Annotated in this window: 20 protein-coding genes; 8 read left to right on the top strand and 12 right to left on the bottom strand. The window is 44.9% G+C overall.

Annotated features, from left to right (window positions below; genetic code table 11):
• Positions 1-50 precede the first annotated feature (50 nt).
• The 5 genes from QUB63_RS19405 to QUB63_RS19385 form a co-directional block, all read right to left on the bottom strand.
• Positions 51-719: a chemotaxis protein CheW gene (locus QUB63_RS19405; RefSeq protein ID WP_332946904.1), complete on the bottom strand. Its 669-nt coding sequence runs from the start codon at positions 717-719 to the stop codon at positions 51-53.
• A 152-nt stretch (positions 720-871) separates the two neighbouring features.
• A complete protein-coding gene (locus tag QUB63_RS19400; protein WP_332946903.1) occupies positions 872-2,464 on the bottom strand; it encodes a HAMP domain-containing methyl-accepting chemotaxis protein in 1,593 nt (530 codons plus the stop codon).
• Positions 2,457-4,034 (bottom strand): methyl-accepting chemotaxis protein, encoded by a 1,578-nt coding sequence (locus tag QUB63_RS19395; protein ID WP_332946902.1) that lies wholly within the window; start codon positions 4,032-4,034, stop codon positions 2,457-2,459. Before QUB63_RS19395 ends, QUB63_RS19400 begins: the two co-directional genes overlap by 8 nt.
• Before the next feature lie 206 nt (positions 4,035-4,240).
• Complete coding sequence (locus QUB63_RS19390; RefSeq protein ID WP_332946901.1) at positions 4,241-5,995, bottom strand: methyl-accepting chemotaxis protein; 1,755 nt, start codon at positions 5,993-5,995, stop codon at positions 4,241-4,243.
• Positions 5,996-6,307: 312 nt separating this feature from the next.
• Positions 6,308-7,636: a CheR family methyltransferase gene (locus QUB63_RS19385; protein WP_332946900.1), complete on the bottom strand. Its 1,329-nt coding sequence runs from the start codon at positions 7,634-7,636 to the stop codon at positions 6,308-6,310.
• A gap of 141 nt (positions 7,637-7,777) precedes the next feature.
• Between QUB63_RS19385 and QUB63_RS19380 the strand changes: the two genes are divergently transcribed.
• The gene (locus QUB63_RS19380; protein ID WP_332946899.1) at positions 7,778-7,912 is read left to right on the top strand and encodes a hypothetical protein; all 135 of its coding nucleotides are present in this window, start codon (positions 7,778-7,780) and stop codon (positions 7,910-7,912) included.
• A gap of 19 nt (positions 7,913-7,931) precedes the next feature.
• Here QUB63_RS19380 and QUB63_RS19375 read toward each other — a convergent pair whose 3' ends face one another.
• Complete coding sequence (locus QUB63_RS19375; RefSeq protein ID WP_332946898.1) at positions 7,932-8,417, bottom strand: chemotaxis protein CheW; 486 nt, start codon at positions 8,415-8,417, stop codon at positions 7,932-7,934.
• Positions 8,418-8,561: 144 nt separating this feature from the next.
• Here QUB63_RS19375 and QUB63_RS19370 point away from each other — a divergent pair, with 144 nt between their 5' ends.
• The 5 genes from QUB63_RS19370 to QUB63_RS19350 all read left to right on the top strand — a co-directional run bounded on the left by QUB63_RS19370 (position 8,562) and on the right by QUB63_RS19350 (position 10,931).
• A complete protein-coding gene (locus tag QUB63_RS19370) occupies positions 8,562-8,906 on the top strand; it encodes a BON domain-containing protein (protein ID WP_332946897.1) in 345 nt (114 codons plus the stop codon).
• Between the two features lie 236 nt (positions 8,907-9,142).
• Positions 9,143-9,514: a DUF4278 domain-containing protein gene (locus tag QUB63_RS19365; protein WP_332946896.1), complete on the top strand. Its 372-nt coding sequence runs from the start codon at positions 9,143-9,145 to the stop codon at positions 9,512-9,514.
• A 275-nt stretch (positions 9,515-9,789) separates the two neighbouring features.
• Positions 9,790-10,440 (top strand): RNA ligase family protein, encoded by a 651-nt coding sequence (locus QUB63_RS19360; protein ID WP_332946895.1) that lies wholly within the window; start codon positions 9,790-9,792, stop codon positions 10,438-10,440.
• Positions 10,437-10,736, top strand: coding sequence for a DUF433 domain-containing protein (locus tag QUB63_RS19355; protein ID WP_332946894.1), 300 nt, complete (start codon positions 10,437-10,439; stop codon positions 10,734-10,736). The genes QUB63_RS19360 and QUB63_RS19355 overlap by 4 nt, the downstream gene beginning before the upstream one ends.
• A 3-nt stretch (positions 10,737-10,739) precedes the next feature.
• Positions 10,740-10,931, top strand: coding sequence for a DUF5615 family PIN-like protein (locus QUB63_RS19350; protein WP_332946893.1), 192 nt, complete (start codon positions 10,740-10,742; stop codon positions 10,929-10,931).
• Between the two features lie 393 nt (positions 10,932-11,324).
• On the opposite strand, the gene QUB63_RS19345 is transcribed toward QUB63_RS19350, so the two are convergent.
• From QUB63_RS19345 to QUB63_RS19330, 4 genes are all read right to left on the bottom strand, one after another.
• Positions 11,325-11,594 (bottom strand): type II toxin-antitoxin system RelE family toxin, encoded by a 270-nt coding sequence (locus tag QUB63_RS19345; protein WP_332946892.1) that lies wholly within the window; start codon positions 11,592-11,594, stop codon positions 11,325-11,327.
• A gap of 5 nt (positions 11,595-11,599) precedes the next feature.
• Positions 11,600-11,869 (bottom strand): hypothetical protein, encoded by a 270-nt coding sequence (locus QUB63_RS19340; RefSeq protein ID WP_332946891.1) that lies wholly within the window; start codon positions 11,867-11,869, stop codon positions 11,600-11,602.
• Positions 11,870-11,928: 59 nt separating this feature from the next.
• A complete protein-coding gene (locus QUB63_RS19335) occupies positions 11,929-14,076 on the bottom strand; it encodes an RtcB family protein (protein WP_332946890.1) in 2,148 nt (715 codons plus the stop codon).
• 282 nt (positions 14,077-14,358) lie between these two features.
• On the bottom strand, positions 14,359-14,745 hold the full coding sequence (locus QUB63_RS19330) for a DUF2358 domain-containing protein (protein ID WP_332946889.1): 387 nt from the start codon (positions 14,743-14,745) through the stop codon (positions 14,359-14,361).
• A gap of 123 nt (positions 14,746-14,868) precedes the next feature.
• On the opposite strand from QUB63_RS19330, the gene QUB63_RS19325 reads away from it, so the two are divergent.
• Positions 14,869-15,579, top strand: a complete 711-nt coding sequence (locus QUB63_RS19325) for a glutathione S-transferase N-terminal domain-containing protein (RefSeq protein WP_332946888.1) — start codon at positions 14,869-14,871, stop codon at positions 15,577-15,579.
• 230 nt (positions 15,580-15,809) lie between these two features.
• On the opposite strand, the gene QUB63_RS19320 is transcribed toward QUB63_RS19325, so the two are convergent.
• Complete coding sequence (locus QUB63_RS19320; protein WP_332946887.1) at positions 15,810-17,234, bottom strand: NADP-dependent isocitrate dehydrogenase; 1,425 nt, start codon at positions 17,232-17,234, stop codon at positions 15,810-15,812.
• Positions 17,235-17,721: 487 nt separating this feature from the next.
• Positions 17,722-18,336, bottom strand: coding sequence for a DedA family protein (locus tag QUB63_RS19315; protein WP_332946886.1), 615 nt, complete (start codon positions 18,334-18,336; stop codon positions 17,722-17,724).
• A gap of 123 nt (positions 18,337-18,459) precedes the next feature.
• Between QUB63_RS19315 and QUB63_RS19310 the strand changes: the two genes are divergently transcribed.
• A complete protein-coding gene (locus QUB63_RS19310) occupies positions 18,460-18,654 on the top strand; it encodes a hypothetical protein (protein WP_332946885.1) in 195 nt (64 codons plus the stop codon).
• Positions 18,655-18,724: the final 70 nt, after the last annotated feature.

The raw sequence follows: 18,724 nt of genomic DNA, 5'->3' as shown, positions 1-18,724 counted from the left end.
ATAATTCCCTATGCCCTATGCCCTATGCCCTATGCCCTATGCCCAATTTATTAGATAATCTTCTTATTCAACGTATAAAACAGCAAATCATCATCCAGATAACAAACACTTTGCCCCTGCCAACTTATAATCCCTTTAGTATAAGTTTCTGGCACTTTAGAAACAGTAGCCGGGACATTTCTGATTTGCTCCGGGAGAATGCGGTGAATGCCGTAAATTTCATCCACCCCAAACACCCAGCGGCTGCCTTCTCTTTCAACAACTACCATCCTCTCGTAAACAACAGGACTAATATTTTGTCGGCTAGCATCTGCCGCTTCCAATCCCAAAAGAGCTTTTAGCGAAATGCACAACTGGATTTCGCCGCGAATATTCACCAAACCGATAAGTATATTATTGCTGCGGTGCGGCAAAGTGTGAGTAACAGATATCTGCGTCACTTCCTTAAACAGTGCCGCCGGTAAAGCCAACCATTCGCCGCTGAGCCTAAAAATACCTACAGATAAAGTACCCGCAGCCGTGACAGCGTTAGTTACTCCTTGACTCGATCGCAATAAATTAGTCCACTCTTCCAGATACCCTGCCGGCAATTCCTGTTCCAGCAAACTGCGGCCCGCGTCGGAATAGACAGGACAGTTGCGGCAGTGAATAAATGTCTTTAATTGGGGACAAGTGCGATCGCCCCCAACTCCGATCCGATTCCAACAATCATCAGTCATTCGATTTTAGATTTTAGATTTTAGATTTTAGATGCTAGATTTTAGATTGTCTTCATATCCGCTCCTATTTTACAAAAAAATTCGATTTTAGATTTATTCTCGGCACACCTGTTATTCTTCTAAGAAACCAAGTTAATGAGCGTCAGCCCTATTTACTTTAAAAACGCTAGCATTTCGTGACGCAAACCGAGTGTAGCATCATTAACTTGCCCGATCGCCCCATTGATATCCCGCAGCGCCGACGCAGTTTGCGAAGAAGCCTCACTCAACTGCACCATAGCCTCGCTAATTTGCTGAGCACCCTGAGACTGCGCATCCATCCCCTCATTCACCTCTTCAAAACGCGGAGTTAAAGCTTCCACCCGCTGAATAATCGACTCCAACTGCAAACTAATAGTTTGCACATCTTCCACCCCCCGGCGCACCTCATTAGTAAACTTATCCATTTCCATCACACCAACTCCCACCGCAGACTGCATTTCTTTAACCATATTTTCAATATCCAAAGTAGCCACCGCTGTTTGATCGGCCAGCCGGCGAATTTCCCTAGCAACCACCGCAAAACCCAACCCGTACTCTCCCGCTTTTTCCGCTTCAATAGCCGCGTTGAGCGAAAGCAAATTAGTTTGATCTGCCACCTTCGTAATCGTCGTAATAATACTGTTAATATTATTAGCCTTTTCGCTAATAACTCCCAATTTACCAGAGATAGCACTGGTAGAATCTGCTAATTTATTCATCGTGGATTCCATGCGACCAATTTCTTGTTTCCCCCCGCCAGCCGATTGAGCAGCTTGGTGCGACATCTGGGAAACTTCATCCATTGTCCTCGCCAGTTGCATAGCAGTAGCAGCAATTTCTCTAGCCGTAGCTACCACTTCATTAGTCGAGGCGACTTGTTCGTTCATCGTCGCTTCCAATTCCTTACCAGAAGCAGCAATTTGGTTAGTAGAACCGCTAATTCTGATGCCGGACATATCTATTTGATTTTCCAGAGTTTGGGAAACCGCGCTCGCGAGAAACAGCCCAAACAGTCCCGCCGTTAGCGGCCCGAGGATCATGCCAAAAATTACCCAGAAGGTGGTTTGAGTAATATCGTTTTTAGACTGCTGTTTAGCTAGTTGTCCCGTAGTTTCATTGATTTTTAGATCTTCCAAGATTAAGTTAGTAGCTGCTTGAAACGAGGGGCGGTTCGCTTTTGCCCGATCGCTCAATTGATTGTAAAACGCCCCAGCTCTTCTAGCAGCCTCGATATCGGGCGACTTGGTATTCCCTTGGCTTATCAGTTCGATCTGCCTTTTAAATGGGTTGAGAATTCCCAAACTCTCAAATCTTTTATTTAAATCTAAAAAAGCTTCGTGATTTTTCTTCCAGATATCCCATTTAGCCTGCAATTCTTTGTATACCTTATCTTCATCCGCCGTTCTGGATGTGGTTTCATACTCTTTGAAACCGTCATCAATCTGCTCCCAAGCTTTCTGGATTCTCGTCACTTCAGTTCTCCTTTCCTCTGGGCTGAGTTCCAGATCCAGTAAGGCCCGTTCCGACGACTCAATTTGTGTTTGTCCTTCATTAATTTTCCACAATCCACTAATGCTCGGCAGGGAATTATTAGCTAGCGTATCAATATGTCCGGCGAGCCGGGAATTGCCGCTCCAACCGATAGAAGCCACAGCTAAAATAATCACCGCTAGAAAGATAAATGCTGCATTCAGCCGCTTTTTGAAACTGATATTTTTAAACATTTTCTGCATCCTTACTGCTTACTTTAAACTGAGAAATTTCTTGACGCAAACCTTGAGATGCCTCATTTAATTGAGAGATAGCACCGTTAATTTCGCGCAAGGCCCCCGCCGTTTGCGACGATGATTCACTCAGATACACCATCACTTCACTAATTTGCTGAGCGCCTTCCGATTGAGCCTCCATACCCTGATTTACCACTTCAAAACGCGGAGTGATAGCTTGCACCTGCTCGATAATTTCAGTCAGTTGCCAGCTCACACTTTCCACATCCTCAACGCTATCATTTACTTCTTCAGTAAACTTGTTCATTTCCGTCACCCCAGTAGAAACTGCTGCCTGCATTTCTTTGACCATTTTTTCAATATCCAAAGTAGCGACAGCAGTTTGATCGGCGAGGCGCCGAATTTCTCGGGCAACAACAGCAAAACCGCTACCATATTTTCCCGCTTTTTCCGCTTCGATCGCAGCATTCAAAGAAAGTAAATTAGTTTGGTCAGCAACTTTAGTTATCGTAATAATAATTCGGCTAATATTGTTAGCTTTTTCGCTGATGTTGGTAAGTTGGCTAGAAATAGAACTCGTGGCAGTTGCTAAATCCCGCATGGTGTTTTCCATCTGGCTTAAATTCCGCCGCCCGCCCTCTGCCGCTATTGTTGTAGTTTGGAATGTAGAAGTTATTTCCTCCATTGTTTGCTTCAGTTCCCGAGAAGTAGCAGCAATCTCTTTTGTAGTAGCTTCCACATCTCTAATCGAAGCTGCTTGTTCGGTAACAGTCGCTTCTAATTCCTTACCAGAGGCGGCAATTTCATTAGAGGAAGCAGTCACTTGAATGCCGGAATTTTGCACTTGCCCGATTAAGGAATTTAGGCTGTGAGTCATGCTTTGGAATCCGGCGAGCAGTTGGCCGACTTCCCCCGGATAAGTTGCTGAAATATTGGCAGTTAAATTGCCCGCCGATACCTCTTCTGCTACTTTTACAGCTATTCCCAAAGAGTCGGCGATGTTCCGGATAATTACCCAAGAAATTAACCCGCCAACTCCCACAATCATCAAAGTGCTGGAAAGAGCAAAGTAAGTTGAAAAAATCTCAGCTTCCCGGGCTAATTTTTTCCGGTCATCCAAGAATTGATTTTCGGTTTCCTTAATTTCTGTAATTTTTCCCCTCAGCTTTGCCATCATTTCCAGTCCCGTTCCAGCACTTACTAGATTTTTTACCTCCTGTTCTCGACCTGATTTTCGCATTTGAATAGTTGTTTCTAAATAATCTATTCTTTCTCCAATCAGCGTTTGCAGTTCGCCGAGTTTTTCTTGCTGTTTTGGGTTTCTCATCTTCTCTCTCAACTCTGCTATTTGCAGGTTAATGCTGGCATTTGCTTCATTGTAGGGGTCTAAAAAATTCTCTTTTCCCGTGTACAGATAACCGCGCTGGCCGGTTTCAGCTTCCACCAACAGCTTATCCAACTGTGCCAATTCTTGCAACAGTTTATAGCTCAAAGTAACGTTATCTAAAGACTTAACTAAAGTATTTTTAGTTTTTTCTGCTACAATATTCGCTATAATTATTAACATAAAAATTGTTCCCAATCCTCTCCACAAAATTTGTTTAATAGTTGATTTTTTCTGCACTTAATTTACATCTCCTTGGCGCCCTAGCAATAACTGATACAATTTTAGATTTGAGATTTGAGATTTTAGATTGTTCTATACAGACGATTATCGGGGTTGAGAAATTGTTGACAGTTGCATTCTTTGTCACGCAGGGGTACGAGTAACTCTCAACTGACTTTGAATCGCGAAATTTCGTGCCGCATTCCCTGGGCGGCTTCGTTCAACTGGGCTATTGAACTATTAATTTCGCGCAAAGCATCAGCCGTTTGCAGAGAAGTTTCCGCCAACTGCGACATCGTTTCGCTAATTTGCTGAGCGCCTTCCGATTGAGCTTCCATACCTCGATTTACCGAATCGAAGCGGGGAGTGAGAGATTGTACTTGCTCAATAATCTGGGCTAATTGCACGCCGATGTTGCGAATATCTTCCATCCCCCTGCTGACTTCATGGGAGAATTTATCCATTTCCATCACCCCAGTAGAAACGGCTGACTGCATCTCTTTAACCATGTTTTCAATATCTAAAGTTGCAACGGCTGTTTGGTCGGCGAGGCGGCGAATTTCTCGGGCGACGACGGCAAAACCCATGCCGTATTCTCCGGCTTTTTCGGCTTCTATCGCCGCATTTAAGGAAAGTAAATTAGTTTGGTCGGCTACTTTAGTAATCGTCGTCACAATGCTGTTGATATTGTTAGCTTTTTCGCTAATTATTCCGAGTTTGTTCGAGATAGAAATGGTAGAATTTCCCAACAGTTTCATGGTATTTTCCATGCGACCTAGCTCTTTTTGACCGGTGCCAGCTTCCCGGGCTGTTGATTCTGCCATATGGGAAACTTCATCCATCGTTTTTACGAGTTTACCGCTGGTGGCGGCGATTTCTTTGGCTGTAGCTACAACTTCGTTTGTGGAGGCTGCTTGTTGGTTGACTGTGGCTTCTAATTGTTTCCCAGAAGCGGCTATTTGGGTGGCTGATGAAGTGATTTGAATTCCCGATTTTTGCACTTGCTTGATTAATGCCGCCAAACCCAGATTCATGCTGCGGAAGGAGTTCTGCAATTTGCTGATTTCGTCTTTGGTGTCGCTGACATGAACTTCTGAAGTCAAATCGCCGATCGACATTTTCTGTGCTACATCCACAACTCCCGCAATTTTAGCCCCTAACGGTTTAGCGATCGTATTGCTAAAGTACAGTCCAAACAGTACAGCGGTCAAAGGGCCCAGCAGCGTGCCTAAAAGCACCCAGAACCGAGTTTGACTGATATCTTCGGCGGCAGATGAGGCCGAATCTGCTGCTAATTGGCGATTGTAGTTGAGGAGTTCCTGCATTCCCTCAGTCGCAGCTTGAAATGTAGTTACTTTCACATTCAAAGCTTGTTCGTTCATTCTGTTAAGCACCTCAACTGCTGCTCTAGCAGTTGCTAGTTGAGGCGATTTAGTTTTACCCTGTTCTAACAAATTAATTTGGATTTGTCTTGGGTTGAAAATGCCCAACTTTTCATATTCTGTATTTAGTTGTTGGAATTGTTCGTGAGCATCAGCCCACCTTTGCCACAGCGGTTTAAATTGTTGATAAAGTTTGTCTTCGCTGTCGTCGCGCGGAATTTTTTCGTATTCTTTAAAACCTTGATTTATTTGAGTCCAAGCATTATTTATTCTCGCGATTTCTCGGCCTCTTTGGTCAGCAGTGATTGCTTCGTTGAGCAGCATTCGATCGGAAGACTGCACCTGTGTTTGTCCTTCGTTGATTTTCCACAAAGCCACGGTGCTCGGATAAGCATTGTTGGCGAGGGACTCCAGGTGCCCGGACAGCCGAAAATTGCCGCTCGCACCGACTAAAGCCACAACAAGCACGATCGCACCCATGAACACAAACGCAGCGATCATGCGTCTTTGCAAAGTCATATGCTTAAAAATATTGTCCATAATTCCGTTCTCAGTTATTACCAGAAAGAATTGGTTGAAAGCCTCTCACGAGTGAGGGAGAAATTAAACTCAGACTATTAATTACTCTAATCCTCTTCCTTCTAGGTAGAGGTCGCTCTCAAGCTGTCAACTGTCAAACGATTTTAGATTTTGAATTTTGGATTTTGGATTGGGGATTGGGAATTGAAGATTTTTGATTGTCAACTGTCCCTGGGTCAACTGTCAACTCTTCCTTCTTCCTTCTTCCTTCTTCCTTCTTCCTTCGTGTCAACTGTCAACTGTCAACTGTCAACTGTCAACTGAATTATCAGGCTATTTTTCCATTCGCTGAATGCGCTGGCGGACGATCGCAGCACCGACAATATCTCCTCGCTCTTCTTTGAGCAAAGCTAAGTGAATTAGTCCTTCATAGTGATCCGGCTTGAGGTAAGTTGCTTTTTGGAAAGATTGCTCGGCTTGTTGGCGATCGCCCGTTGCTTGGTAAACTTGGCCCAATAAAACGTAAGCGTCAGCATTCGTGCGATTTTGACTGAGGTAAGTTTCGCACAGTTTGGCCGCTTCCTGCAATTGTCCGCGATCGGCCAAACGGCGCGCTGCGTCTAAATCGGCACTGGCAGATTTAGCAGGATCTGGTGGCGGGGCGATCGCCCGAATTGGCAAAACCTGCGAATTCTCGCCCTCCCTCGGATATTTTTGATGGGAAGTAGAGGATTTACTGTTAACACTCGGCAACTTGTCACTGCGGATATTTTCCCTATTTTCCGCGCGTTTAAACTCCCCAACCATCCGCGAATAATTGATATTAATCTGCTCTTTTTTTACCGGCACTTGCGGGCTGTCCGAAATATCTGTTTTGCGGTAAGCAAATGCTAGGGAATGACGCACCGAGACAAATTGAGGAGGCAATTTCAGCCCGCTTTCCGAGTGACCTAAAAACAATATGCCTGTTTTTTTTAACAAGCGGTTTAAAAGTTGAACTGTCTGATTTCTGCCTGCTCGATCGAAGTAAATTAACACATTGCGACAAAAAATTGCATCGTAAGGAAGTTGGTCAACTAAAAAATAGCTGTCTAGAATGTTCCCATGAATAAAATTAACTTTCCTTCTCACCAAGTCGTTCAACTGATAGAGGTCTCCCGCCAGCCCAGTAAAATAGCGATCGCGAAAGTCTAAGTTTTTATCGCGGAAAGAGTTTTTGCCGTAAACTGCGCGATCGGCTTTTTTGAGAGCAACTTTGCTGATGTCTGCCGCATCGATGCTGAAGTTTCTCGGATTTAAACCAGCTTCCAGCAGGGCGATCGCGATCGAGTAAGGTTCCTCCCCCGTCGAACAAGGAAGGCTCAACACGCGCAGGGTTTTGCCGGAATTTTGCGGCAACCATTCCGAAACCGCGTAGCGGCTCAAAAAAACAAAAGGTTCTCGATCGCGAAAAAACCAAGTTTCCGGTATCACGACAGTTTCTATTAATTCTTCCAATTCAGGAGGCGATGTTTGCAATTTTGTCAAGTAAACATTTATATCCGTTAAACCGCAATCTGCCATCCGACGGTTCACTGCTCTAGTAATTGTATTAGAACCAACTGTCAGGGCATCCAAACCAATTTTTTGTCTGAGTAGAGCTTCAATTGCTGCTTGTGTCATTGATTTTAGCTCGTAGATTTGCGCAAATATAAACTTTTTTCGTAATTGTCGGCAAAGCAATCTACCATAAGCAGAAATACTCGCAAGTCAGCAAGGCCAGTAGTCTTTCCAAAGGCTTTCTACTTTATAAATAAGTGCTGAATGCCTTTATATAGCGGCTCTCAACTTTCGGACGTACTCGCCATTACCAATTACCAATTACCAATTACCAATTACCCATTACCAATTACCCATGACCAATTACCCATGACCAATTGGCAATCCGTACCCCACTGACTCTGACAATTGCTATATCTCAGTCTTCCTGCTGGGGAAGCAAATAAGTTTTTTGGGATTCAGGCAGCAGATGTTCAACCCTGACAAATTGAATCATACCGCGATCGTCTGCAATCATTTCTCCTAAATAGGGAGTGCTGTCAATCTTAATCCCGGGAGTAACGAATTCGGTTTCCGGTTTGTCGAGAGTTTCTGTCACCCGTTCCGCCATCAGTCCTAAAATTACCGGGCCGCGCAAACTGCCGCCGTTCCCCTCCGAAGTATCGGGAAACTGGCAATTGACTAACACAATGCGCGTGCTCAAGTAAGCGCGGGCGGCCGTCCCCTGTAGCATTTGGCACAAATCGATGACCGGGACGAGATGTCCCCGGTAGTTAAACAAACCGGAAATGTATTCCGGCGCGCTGTGAAGTTTTTTCAAGGTGACAGTGGGAACTACTTCGACTACGCGCCTGGTATCCAAGGCGTAGCGATCGTCCCCGACATAAAAAAGTAACATCAACATAGGGATACCATTGGAGATTTTAGATTTTGCAAGTCTGTCAGGAAAACATTTTGAGAAATTTCGCTTAGTTTTGCAACAATTACGAGTCTTTTGGAATTCTAGAGCTATCTTGGAAAAAGTGTATTTTCTGGAGACTCAACTTCTATGGGTTGGTTTAAAAGACTGTTTGGACTCGAAAAGCCTGAAGAGCAGGCTCAACCGATGGCACAAGTAGTACAGCAAGCAGCCGAAGCGCAATCCATCGCTCCTGCTAAAGTCGGCCCAGACGGAAATTTTGACGAAAGCGGCCTGGCGAAGCGGGTGGCTTTGGCTTTTGACGGCGATTCAGAAGTTGCTGATATCGAGACTGTTTGGGTGGCTCAGCTCAGCGGCACGGTTGTTCTCAAAGGTCAAGTTCCCAGTCAGGAAATTCTTGACAAGTTGGTGGCGATCGCCTCTGCTGAAGAGGGCGCCACAGGCGTGCAAACCGATGAAGTGACAGTCGGGTAGTTCTTCGGAACCGCAGCATTTTCGATCGGAGTGCGATCGAATTAGTCAAAGCTCGATTAAACCCGCTGCGGCGGGTTTTTTCCTGCCCTCTCCCCCTCAAAATATTAATTTTTGTAAAAAGTAGCGCATTTATTTGAGAAACAGTATAATTGAATACAGAAACTAAAAAAGTTTTAGCGAACAAAAGTACATCAGACCAGATTTCCATTTTTATATCTGTATAAGGATTGAAAAATATGCAACTGACTTATCGCGGCGCAAACTACGAGTACGACATTCCCACAGTCGAGATGATCGAAGGCGAAGTCGCGGGCAAATATCGGGGTCAAAACTGGAACTATCGGTATCCCAGACACGTTCCCGTCCCCAAAAAATATGGGGGCGTAAACTCTACCACAAAGCGAGATTTTCAAGCCCAGCAGGATGTCGCAGCAGCTAGCGCACCTTACTCGGCGGTTGAATCTTCCCCAACTGCTGCGGATGTGGCGCAAGTTCACCGGGCGCATATTTGCAGTATTCTCGATCGCAGGAAACAAGTAGCCGCAGCCAAAGGTGATGAAACACTGCTGCGCTTGCTAGAAAGAGAGTGGCAGCAAATGGCTTGTTAGGAAAAAGGTTCAGAAAACACCACGTTTGTCAAGAGGGGGAAGTTGAGTTAAGCTCGATTTCCCCCTCTTCCCATATCTTGTTAAAATTATTTGTAAATTTATGTAATATTATCTCCAGTCAATCAACCAAAAAATTGGTGTCGATCGTTCGGACTTCAGTCCGCATCCATGACGCTTGACTCGCATTCCTCACTACAGCACCTCGATCGCAGTTAATGAACCGAAGACAATATAAGCTGCCATCTTTAATTCAGCATCAAAAGGAAGTCAAGACAGTGACAAGAATCCAACTTGCCTATCCCAAAATTCCCGACAGCAAAAACGCTCCCTTAGATAAGTGCATAGCCTTTGAAAAGTACGATGGCACTAATCTGCATTGGGTTTGGGAAAAGCAACTTGGCTGGTATGCGTTTGGAACACGTCGCGACAGATTTGATTTAGACGATCGGGGAATTGCAGAATTTAACGCTGCACATCCGGGTTTGGAAGAAGCACCGCAGATTTTTGCGAGAGACTTCGCGAAATCTCTGGAAGTTGTATTTGAGGCGAACCCAGAATATCACTGCCCAGAAATCGCGGTATTTACAGAGTTTTTTGGTGCTAGCTCATTTGCAGGAATGCACAAACAGGATGAACCCAAACATTTGGTGCTGTTAGACGTGCAGGGCGATCGAGGTATTGTCGATCCGGAGCAATTCGTGCAAGATTTCAGTTTAGTAAACATTGCCAGAGTTGTGTATCGCGGAAAGTTGACAGGCAAATTTATTGATGAAGTGCGTCAAGGAAAATACGGTGTAGCGGAAGGAGTTGTGTGTAAAGGAAAGGATAAGGCTAACAGCATATGGATGGTCAAAATTAAAACAGTGGCTTACATGAAAAAACTGCAACAAGCGTTTAAAGATGATTGGGAGACATATTGGGAGTGAACGGGGAGCTCGCGAAGCCGATCGCCCCTGGTACGATAAAGAAGAATCAACTACTATCAGAGGCAAATATGGAAATCGCACCACACATTAGCGTAGATCCTAAGATCCATCATGGTGTACCTGTCATCACTGGAACTCGCGTGCCTGTATCTATAGTGATAGGATCGCTTGCAGGAGGCATGGGAAAGGAAGATGTGATGCAAGAATACGAACTTACCAAAACTCAAGTCGAAGCGGCCCTCGCTTACGCCACCGAACTTGTCAAGCAAACTGAAGTCATCCCCCTAGGAGCTTAAGCCTTGAACTTCCTCGTTGATGAAAATATGCCCCGCTCTCTTGCATCCCAAATTGCTGCATTGGGATTTTCTGTGCAAGATGTACGCGACATAGGTTTACGCGGACATCCCGATACTGAAGTCATGGAGGCGGCTATTTCTGCAGATGCCATCATTATCACCCGCGACAGAGAACTTGCCGATCCCAAAAGTTGACCAGAAGCCTTTACGGCTGGTGTTATTTTTATAAATCTTCCCGACGATACACCTGCGGGCGCAGTCAATGCCAAGATTCTTGAACTGCTAGCCAATCGTTTACCTGTTTCACTTTTGGGTGCTTTTACAACGATCGAATCTCGTCGTGCTCTTTCTCGTAGATTCCGCCGCCGAATCTAAACAGTTTTCCTCAAGCCTGAATTTATATCGACTCCTGCCTCTGAGTGTATCATCAGAAATTAAATCCTCTGCGAGGGCAACGCTTACGGGCGATCGCACCAAACTCTCACCATCACCCCTTAACGCAAACCACCTGCTTCAGAGTCGCCACAACCTCCACCAGCAATTTTCAATATTCTAGGACGAAAAGAATGAATGTTGAATTGCAAATATTTACGGAAAATAACGATAAAATTCCCGGCGATGTATAACGCGCATCACTTCTATAACATCTCCATTGACCTCTATTCCCATACGGTAATCGCCGATGCGGATGCGATAGCGACCATTGTAACCTCGCATGGCTTTAATATTAGGAATCTCCTCCAAATTGTTCATGGCTTCTAGAGTTGTAAAGGCAAGTTCGTAGATGCGTTGGTATGATGTCGAACTCTTCAATTGCTTCAGGTCTTTTAGAAAAGCCTCACGGTATTGAACTTCCAAGATAATTACTCCTCAAGATAAGCTAATGCTTCGGCTCTACCTAGCAAGGTTGTATTCACAGCTTCATTCATCGCTTTGTTCAGGCAATAATCTTCTACTGCTTCCGCCAGATTCTCCTCTGAAGCTTCTCCATTAGGTAACAGTTGTCGCCATAAATCAATCGGAATCACTACTCCGATCGCCTCGCCGTCTTGGTTGGTAAGATATTCAATATTTAGCATGACAGTTTTCCTCAAGCCTGAATTTATATCGACTCCTGCTTCTAAGTGTATCATCAGAAATTAAATCCTCTGCGAGGGCAACGCTTACGGGCGATCGCACCAAACTCTCCCCATCATCCCTTAACGCAAACCACCTGCTTCAGAGTCGCCACAACCTCCACCAAATCCGACTGCTGCTGCATCACCTCATCAATCGACTTATAAGCCCCCGGAATTTCATCCAATATACTCTCATCCTTGCGACACTCCACCCCCTCAGTCTGGCGCACCAAATCATCCAGAGTGAAAACATTCTTCGCTTGATTGCGAGACATCAAGCGCCCCGCACCGTGACTGCAACTACAATAACTTTCAACATTTCCCTTACCTTTAACAATAAAAGATTTCGCCCCCATCGAACCCGGAATAATCCCCAAATCCTCAACTTGCGCGCGCACAGCACCCTTGCGAGTAACATACACATCCTCACCAAAATGCACCTCTTTTTCCGCATAATTGTGGTGGCAATTCACCTGTAACAGCGGCTTGGTAACTTTGCCGCCCGCCAGATGCTTTTCCACAATTTTCTTAAACCGATTCATCATAATATCGCGATTAAAACTCGCATAATCCTGCGCCCACTGCAAATCGTGCCAATAAGCCGCAAACTCCGGCGTACCCGCCACAAAATAAGCTAAATCTTTGTCAGCCAAACTAATTTCTGCGAGTTTAGCTAAATCTCTAGCAGTCTCGATGTGGTGTTGGGCCAACAGATTGCCAATGCCGCGCGAACCCGAGTGCAGCATCAGCCAAACAAAGTTTTCCGTGTCAACGCAAACCTCAATAAAATGATTGCCGCCGCCGAGGGAACCCAACTGTTTTAAAGCTTTGTTGTCTTGGCGCTGCACTCCTTGATGCAGTTCCTTGAAATCGCGCCATCCTTGCCAGTTGGTGACTGTTTTTTCGACTTCTTTGTTTTCAGCAAATCCGACGGGAATTGCCGCTTCGATATCGAGGCGAATTTGTTTGAGTTTGCCTTCTAATTTGTTGGCGTTGAATGGCATTTTCACAGCCATCATCCCGCAATTGTGGACGAATACTCCCGCAGTTAAGGCAAAATTGCCGTATTCTGGAACTGTTAGACAATAGACATCTTGCTTTTCAGGCAAAGGAATAACATCCAGTACCTTGTGGTTGTAGCCATGCTGATTTTTTATATGGTTGTGAAGTCCGATCGGAGTTTTTATTTGATCTCCACAAGTATCGCAAGTATATAGCCGATTAGCAATTTCTCTGCTCTTTGCTTTACCCTTTTCACTTTTGTTGTAGTTGATTAGATACTGCTTTCCTCGTTCGCCATTCTCTGCAACTGACTCCCTGAAGCGTTCGGGATTTTCTGACATATACTTCAGGATATTTTTCGTTCCCCGTTCAGAGTAGTACCTGTGCCCATCAGGGGTCTTAGATTTATCAGCTATAGCTTGCTTTCTTTTTTGTTCAAATTCACTCGATTGCCAGTGAACATTCCTGTCAACTAAGGATCTGTGATAGGCAGAGTGGTCTTTGCTGCCCATGAATTCTAAATTTTCAGGTCTATTATCTGCTTGCTCAAAGTTTTTGTGATGAATCACTGTTCTCTGGTTATCAAAATGTGGTATGGTTCCTAACAGACCAGAACGAGCAATTATCCAATGAGCTTTTTGCCATCTACCTGAATAATTTTGCTGTACTAATGTATACCCATCTCGATTTGTTTTGGTATAAAAAGGCATCAAAGATGTTCCAGTTGCTAAATCCCGTGCTTCTCGGTATTCACCATTCCGCAACATGAATTGATGATCGGTAGTGCATCTGATTTCTTCTCCATTATCGAGCAATACTTTAACCAGTTTGGCATTTTCTCTGGTTAATTTTGCTGTAGCCTTAGCCGCCACAATTTTGCCTGTTTCCGTACAGGAGTAGATAATAAATTCTTTTTGACTTGCGGCTAATTCCCCGATAGAATAAGATTTACCATCAACTAGAGAAATTTGTGTATCGTAAGTAAAGCAACCAATATCCACCCCCACAGCAGCCGGAATAATTGCTTCTTTTGTGGCAATTACTGAACCGACTAAAGCTCCTTTTCCTAAATGTACGTCGGGCATTAGGGCGACGTGTTTGAATACAAATGGCAAAGATGCTACATTGGCGGCCATCTTGGTTTCTTTGTCGCCCAGGGCGTGATTTGCCCAAGATAATACTGGTTTTGGGGTGGATATTTCTAATTTTTCGTAGGGCATTTTTGTTTAAATTTATTTGGCTGGATTAGCTTCTGTAGTATGAATGTAGCATAATTATCAGCTAACGTCAACAGTCCGATCGCCAGAAACGGGGTTTTTAACCAAAAAACTTAGTTCAAACCTTTAATCTCGGTTAAAAATCCCGGTTGCTGAGAGTCGGAAAGTTCGATCGTTCGGACTTGTGTCCTCAAATCTCAGCCGTAATCGGTAAGGTGCTGGCGCGGCGCACCCTACAAGCTCAACCGGCGCGCCCCGCACACCCTACAAACTACTTAAAGGCGGTTATGTTTCGATCGCAAATACGAGTTGTTTGAGCACGTCTAGCCGCGAACAGTTCCAGTAATCGATGTGGGAAACGATTAAACCCTCGCTGTTAACCTTCAGTTCGCTCCTACCGGCGATCGCCATTTTCGGTTTCCAAGGTAGCGGCGCGATCCAACTCAGAGTCCAGCGAGTTTGTATAGTATCTCCAGACTGAGAAATATCGTGCAAGTCGAGTTTAATCTGTTGAAAAAAAGTCCCCATAAACCCGATCATTTTTCGGTAGCGATCGACTCCAGTAAATCGATTCACTGGGTCTTCAAAATAAACATCTTTTGCGTAAATGCTGTAAGTCTGATTTTCGGGGAATCTTTGATAATCGTCTTTGAGAATTTCCAGAATATTCATTATTATTAATCATAGGCCTTAAATTACTATAATATAATCATACCAAAAAATAGGGTTTCCCATCCGGCCTCCCAGCATTCCCCAAGTTTTTAGAACAGGGTATAAATTCCCGTCTTAAAAACCTTGTCCTCAACTGTCACAGGTCAACTGTCAACTGTCACAGGTCAACTGTCAACTGTCACAGGTCAACTGTCAACTATCAACTGTCAACTGTCAACTATGATCGACCTCTACACTTTTACCACACCGAACGGCCGCAAAGTCTCGATCGCGCTCGAAGAAATAGGTTTACCCTACAGCGTGCACGTCATAGACATCAGCAAAAACGACCAATTTAGCCCAGAGTTCATCGCCATCAACCCCAACAGCAAAATACCCGCGATAGTCGATCGCGATAACGGCATCACAGTCTTCGAGTCAGGCGCCATCCTGATCTATCTTGCCGAAAAAAGTGGTCAATTTCTGCCCACAGACAAACACAAATACTTTCAAGTCATGGAGTGGCTGATGTTTCAAATGGCCAGCGTCGGGCCCATGTTCGGTCAACTCAACCACTTCAGACGCTTTGCACCCGAACAAATTCCCTATGCAATTCAACGCTACGAAAAAGAAACTCTGCGGCTTTACGGAGTATTAGACAATCAACTAGCAAAATACGAATACATTTGCGGCGAATATTCGATCGCCGATATGGCGACTTATCCCTGGGTTGCGATTTACGAATTTCAAGGATTAACCCTCGACAACCACCCCCACCTCAAACGTTGGGTAGAAACCTTGCAGAAGCGTCCCGCCGTTGAGCGGGGTATGGCTGTTCCATCTATACAAAAATAACAATTTCTGTCCAGGACACAACTGGCATAATATGGGGTTAATTTTTAGGTACGTTGTTGGGATGAAAGCGCTCTTATATAGATAAGAGCGAAGACAGCGCAACAACGTACCTTTCTTTAATGTGAGAGTTGCGTCCAGGACTGAATTTTTTTAACCGCAGATCAGCAAATATCTCACCAATATTATCAGCGTTTATCAGCGTTCATCGGCGGTTAAAAATTATTGAAAACCTAATCAGCAAAGTGCTTAATAATCGCCTCAGCAAACTCCGAACACTTCAACTCCGGCACCGGCGGCTCCATCAACCTCGCCAAATCGTAGGTAACTTCACCGTTAGAAATTGCCGCGCCCAAACCCTTCTTAATCAAATCTGCGGCTTCCTGCCATCCCATGTATTCTAACATCATCACCCCCGACAAAATCAGGGAACCCGGATTAACTCGATCGAGACCGGCGTGTTTCGGTGCAGTACCGTGAGTCGCCTCAAAAACAGCACATTCATCACCAATATTCGCGCCGGGGCCCATGCCCAATCCGCCGACAATTGCAGCCGCCGCATCGGACAAATAATCCCCGTTCAAATTCATCGTCGCCAAAATCGAATATTCGGCGGGGCGAGTTTGAATTTGTTGGAAAATGCTGTCAGCAATTCGGTCATTGACCATGATTTTTTCTTTCCACTGGCCGCTACCGTGACTTTCCCAAATTGCGAACAGAACATCGGCGACTTCTTGACAAATTTTGGCTTGTTTTTCGGGAGTCAAAGCGTCGTATCCCGGCTCTATTTGGCGGGCGTTGTCTTGTAAGCTAATGTCGGGATTGTGTTCTTTGTTGCCCAGAATCCAAGATTCTCTTTCTGTCACGCACTGAGCGCGATATTCGGTGGTTGCCAACTCGTAACCCCAATCTCGGAAGGCTCCTTCGGTGTATTTCATGATGTTGCCTTTGTGCACCAATGTTACTTGTTGCTTGTCTTTTGGCAACCGCAAAGCGTGGGCGATGGCGCGCCGCACTAAGCGCTGAGAACCGCTTTTGCTAATCGGTTTAATTCCGATTCCTGAATCGAGGCGAATTTGTTTTTTGCCGTGTTCGGGTGTTGCGGGAATTAACTCATTGTTGAGGTATTCAATTAGTTTGTTGCCGATTTCGCTGCCTTGTTTCCATTCAATTCCCAGGTAAATATCTTCTGTATTTTCCCGGTAAATAATTACGTCTAGCAGTTCGGGAGTTTTGTGCAGCGATGGGGTTCCAGCATAATATTTGCAGGGCCGCACGCAGGCGTAAAGGTCAAATATTTGGCGCAAGGCTACGTTGAGCGATCGAATTCCGCCGCCGATTGGGGTTGTCAGCGGCCCTTTGATGGCGACGCCGTATTCTTTGATGGCGTCTAGGGAATCTTGGGGCAAATATTGGTAAGTACCGTAGACATCGCAGGCTTCGTCGCCTACGTAAATCTTGAACCAGTTAATTTTCCGCTGGCCGCCGTAAGCTTTCTCTACCGCAGCATCCATGACTTTCTGGGATGCTGGCCACAAGTCTACGCCCGTACCGTCGCCGCGTATGAAGGGGATAATTGGGTCGTTGGGGACGATCGGCGAACCGTCTTGGAAAGTAATTTTAGAACCAGTTGTCGGGGCTACAATCTTTTCGTACATATCTTAACAGTGCGGATAGCAATTCTCCCTATTTTGCCACGATTGTCTGTCTAAACCTCAATAAATCCTAAATTTTTGTCTAAATTTAAGTTTGATGTTTGGGCGATCGGCTATTTGTCACTGTGCTAATCTGGCGATCGCCAAAAAACTAAATTCAAAAAAGTAGTAAAAATAGCAGAAGTTTGTCTCAGATATGCCCATCTATCTTTCAGCGCTACTGTTCGAGACATCGTTAAAGCGAGTCAAAATGGCGATCGCTTTTGAACCGCAAATAAACGCCGATAAACGCAGATATTTTTGAGGATATGGCAACCGCCAAGACAATTAGGAAGTTCTTAAATGTCTGAAACATAAGATTTTATTGTTTCTTCTTTCCTCCTTCCTCCTTTCTTCCTTCCTTCCTTCCTTCCTTCCTTCCGTTACATCCGTTACATCCGTTACATCCGTTACATAATCCGTTGCCGAACTTCCTTCCTTCGTTCTGCATTTACTTGCGATATTTTTCCTTCTGCATATTCTTTTTGACCACCCACAAAATAAATCCAATGACAATAGTCACGGCTACTATTTTAGAAACGGGAGCCAGATAATCATCGACAAGTGCATAATTTTCGCCGAGTTTATATCCGGCAAAAGTGAGGAAACTCACCCACAAAATTGTGCCGCCTGTTGAGTAGAGTAAAAACGGGATTAAAGGCATATTGTTAATGCCTGCAGGCAGGGAAATCAGGGTGCGGACTCCCGGTACGAGGCGACACAAAAATACGGCTTTGTTGCCGTGTCTGTTAAACCATCTATTTGCTTTGTCAATATCGGCGCCTGATACTGTAATCCATTTGCCGTATTTGTCGGCTAAATCCCTCAAGCGTTCTTCGCTCAATAATTTACCAGCATAGTACCAGGGAAGTGCTCCTAAAACTGTCCCTATTACTCCTGCTGCGATCGCCGGTGAAAACTGCATATCGCCCTTGGATACCGTGAATCCTGCCAGCGGCATAATCAATTCTGAGGGTATGGGGGGGAACAGGTTTTCTAAGAACATCAACAGGCCTATTCCCAGATAACCCATCGACTGCATTGTGTTAGTTATCCATTCAACCATTGTGATTTAATAATTGGTAATAGGTACAGCAGAAGGAAGAAGTCATCGGTCATTAGTCATTAGTCATCAGGAAGAAGTCATCGGTCATTAGTCATTAGTCATCAAGAAGAAGGAAGAAGTCGGATGGAAGTCGGAAGAAGTCCGATGGAAGTCGGAATTGCTCGTTCCAAGGCTCTGCCTTGGAACGCATATATAGAGGCTCTGCCTCGACTGCGAACCAGGGAGGCAGAGCCTCCGTCCATTCATTCCCAGGAAGAGCCTGGGAACGAGAATAAACTGACATTCCGGCAGGGAATGAATTCCCTGCCTCAAAGCTAAAGTCCTCTAAAGAGGACTAAAGAACTTATTAGTCCTCTTTAGAGGACTTTAGCTATTAGCCAGGGGTTTC

Origin of the sequence: Microcoleus sp. ARI1-B5, from assembly GCF_036705795.1 — a bacterium.
Taxonomy (GTDB): domain Bacteria; phylum Cyanobacteriota; class Cyanobacteriia; order Cyanobacteriales; family Microcoleaceae; genus Microcoleus.
Note: the sequence above shows the minus strand (reverse complement) of the source record. Positions and strands in the feature narration are given on the sequence as shown.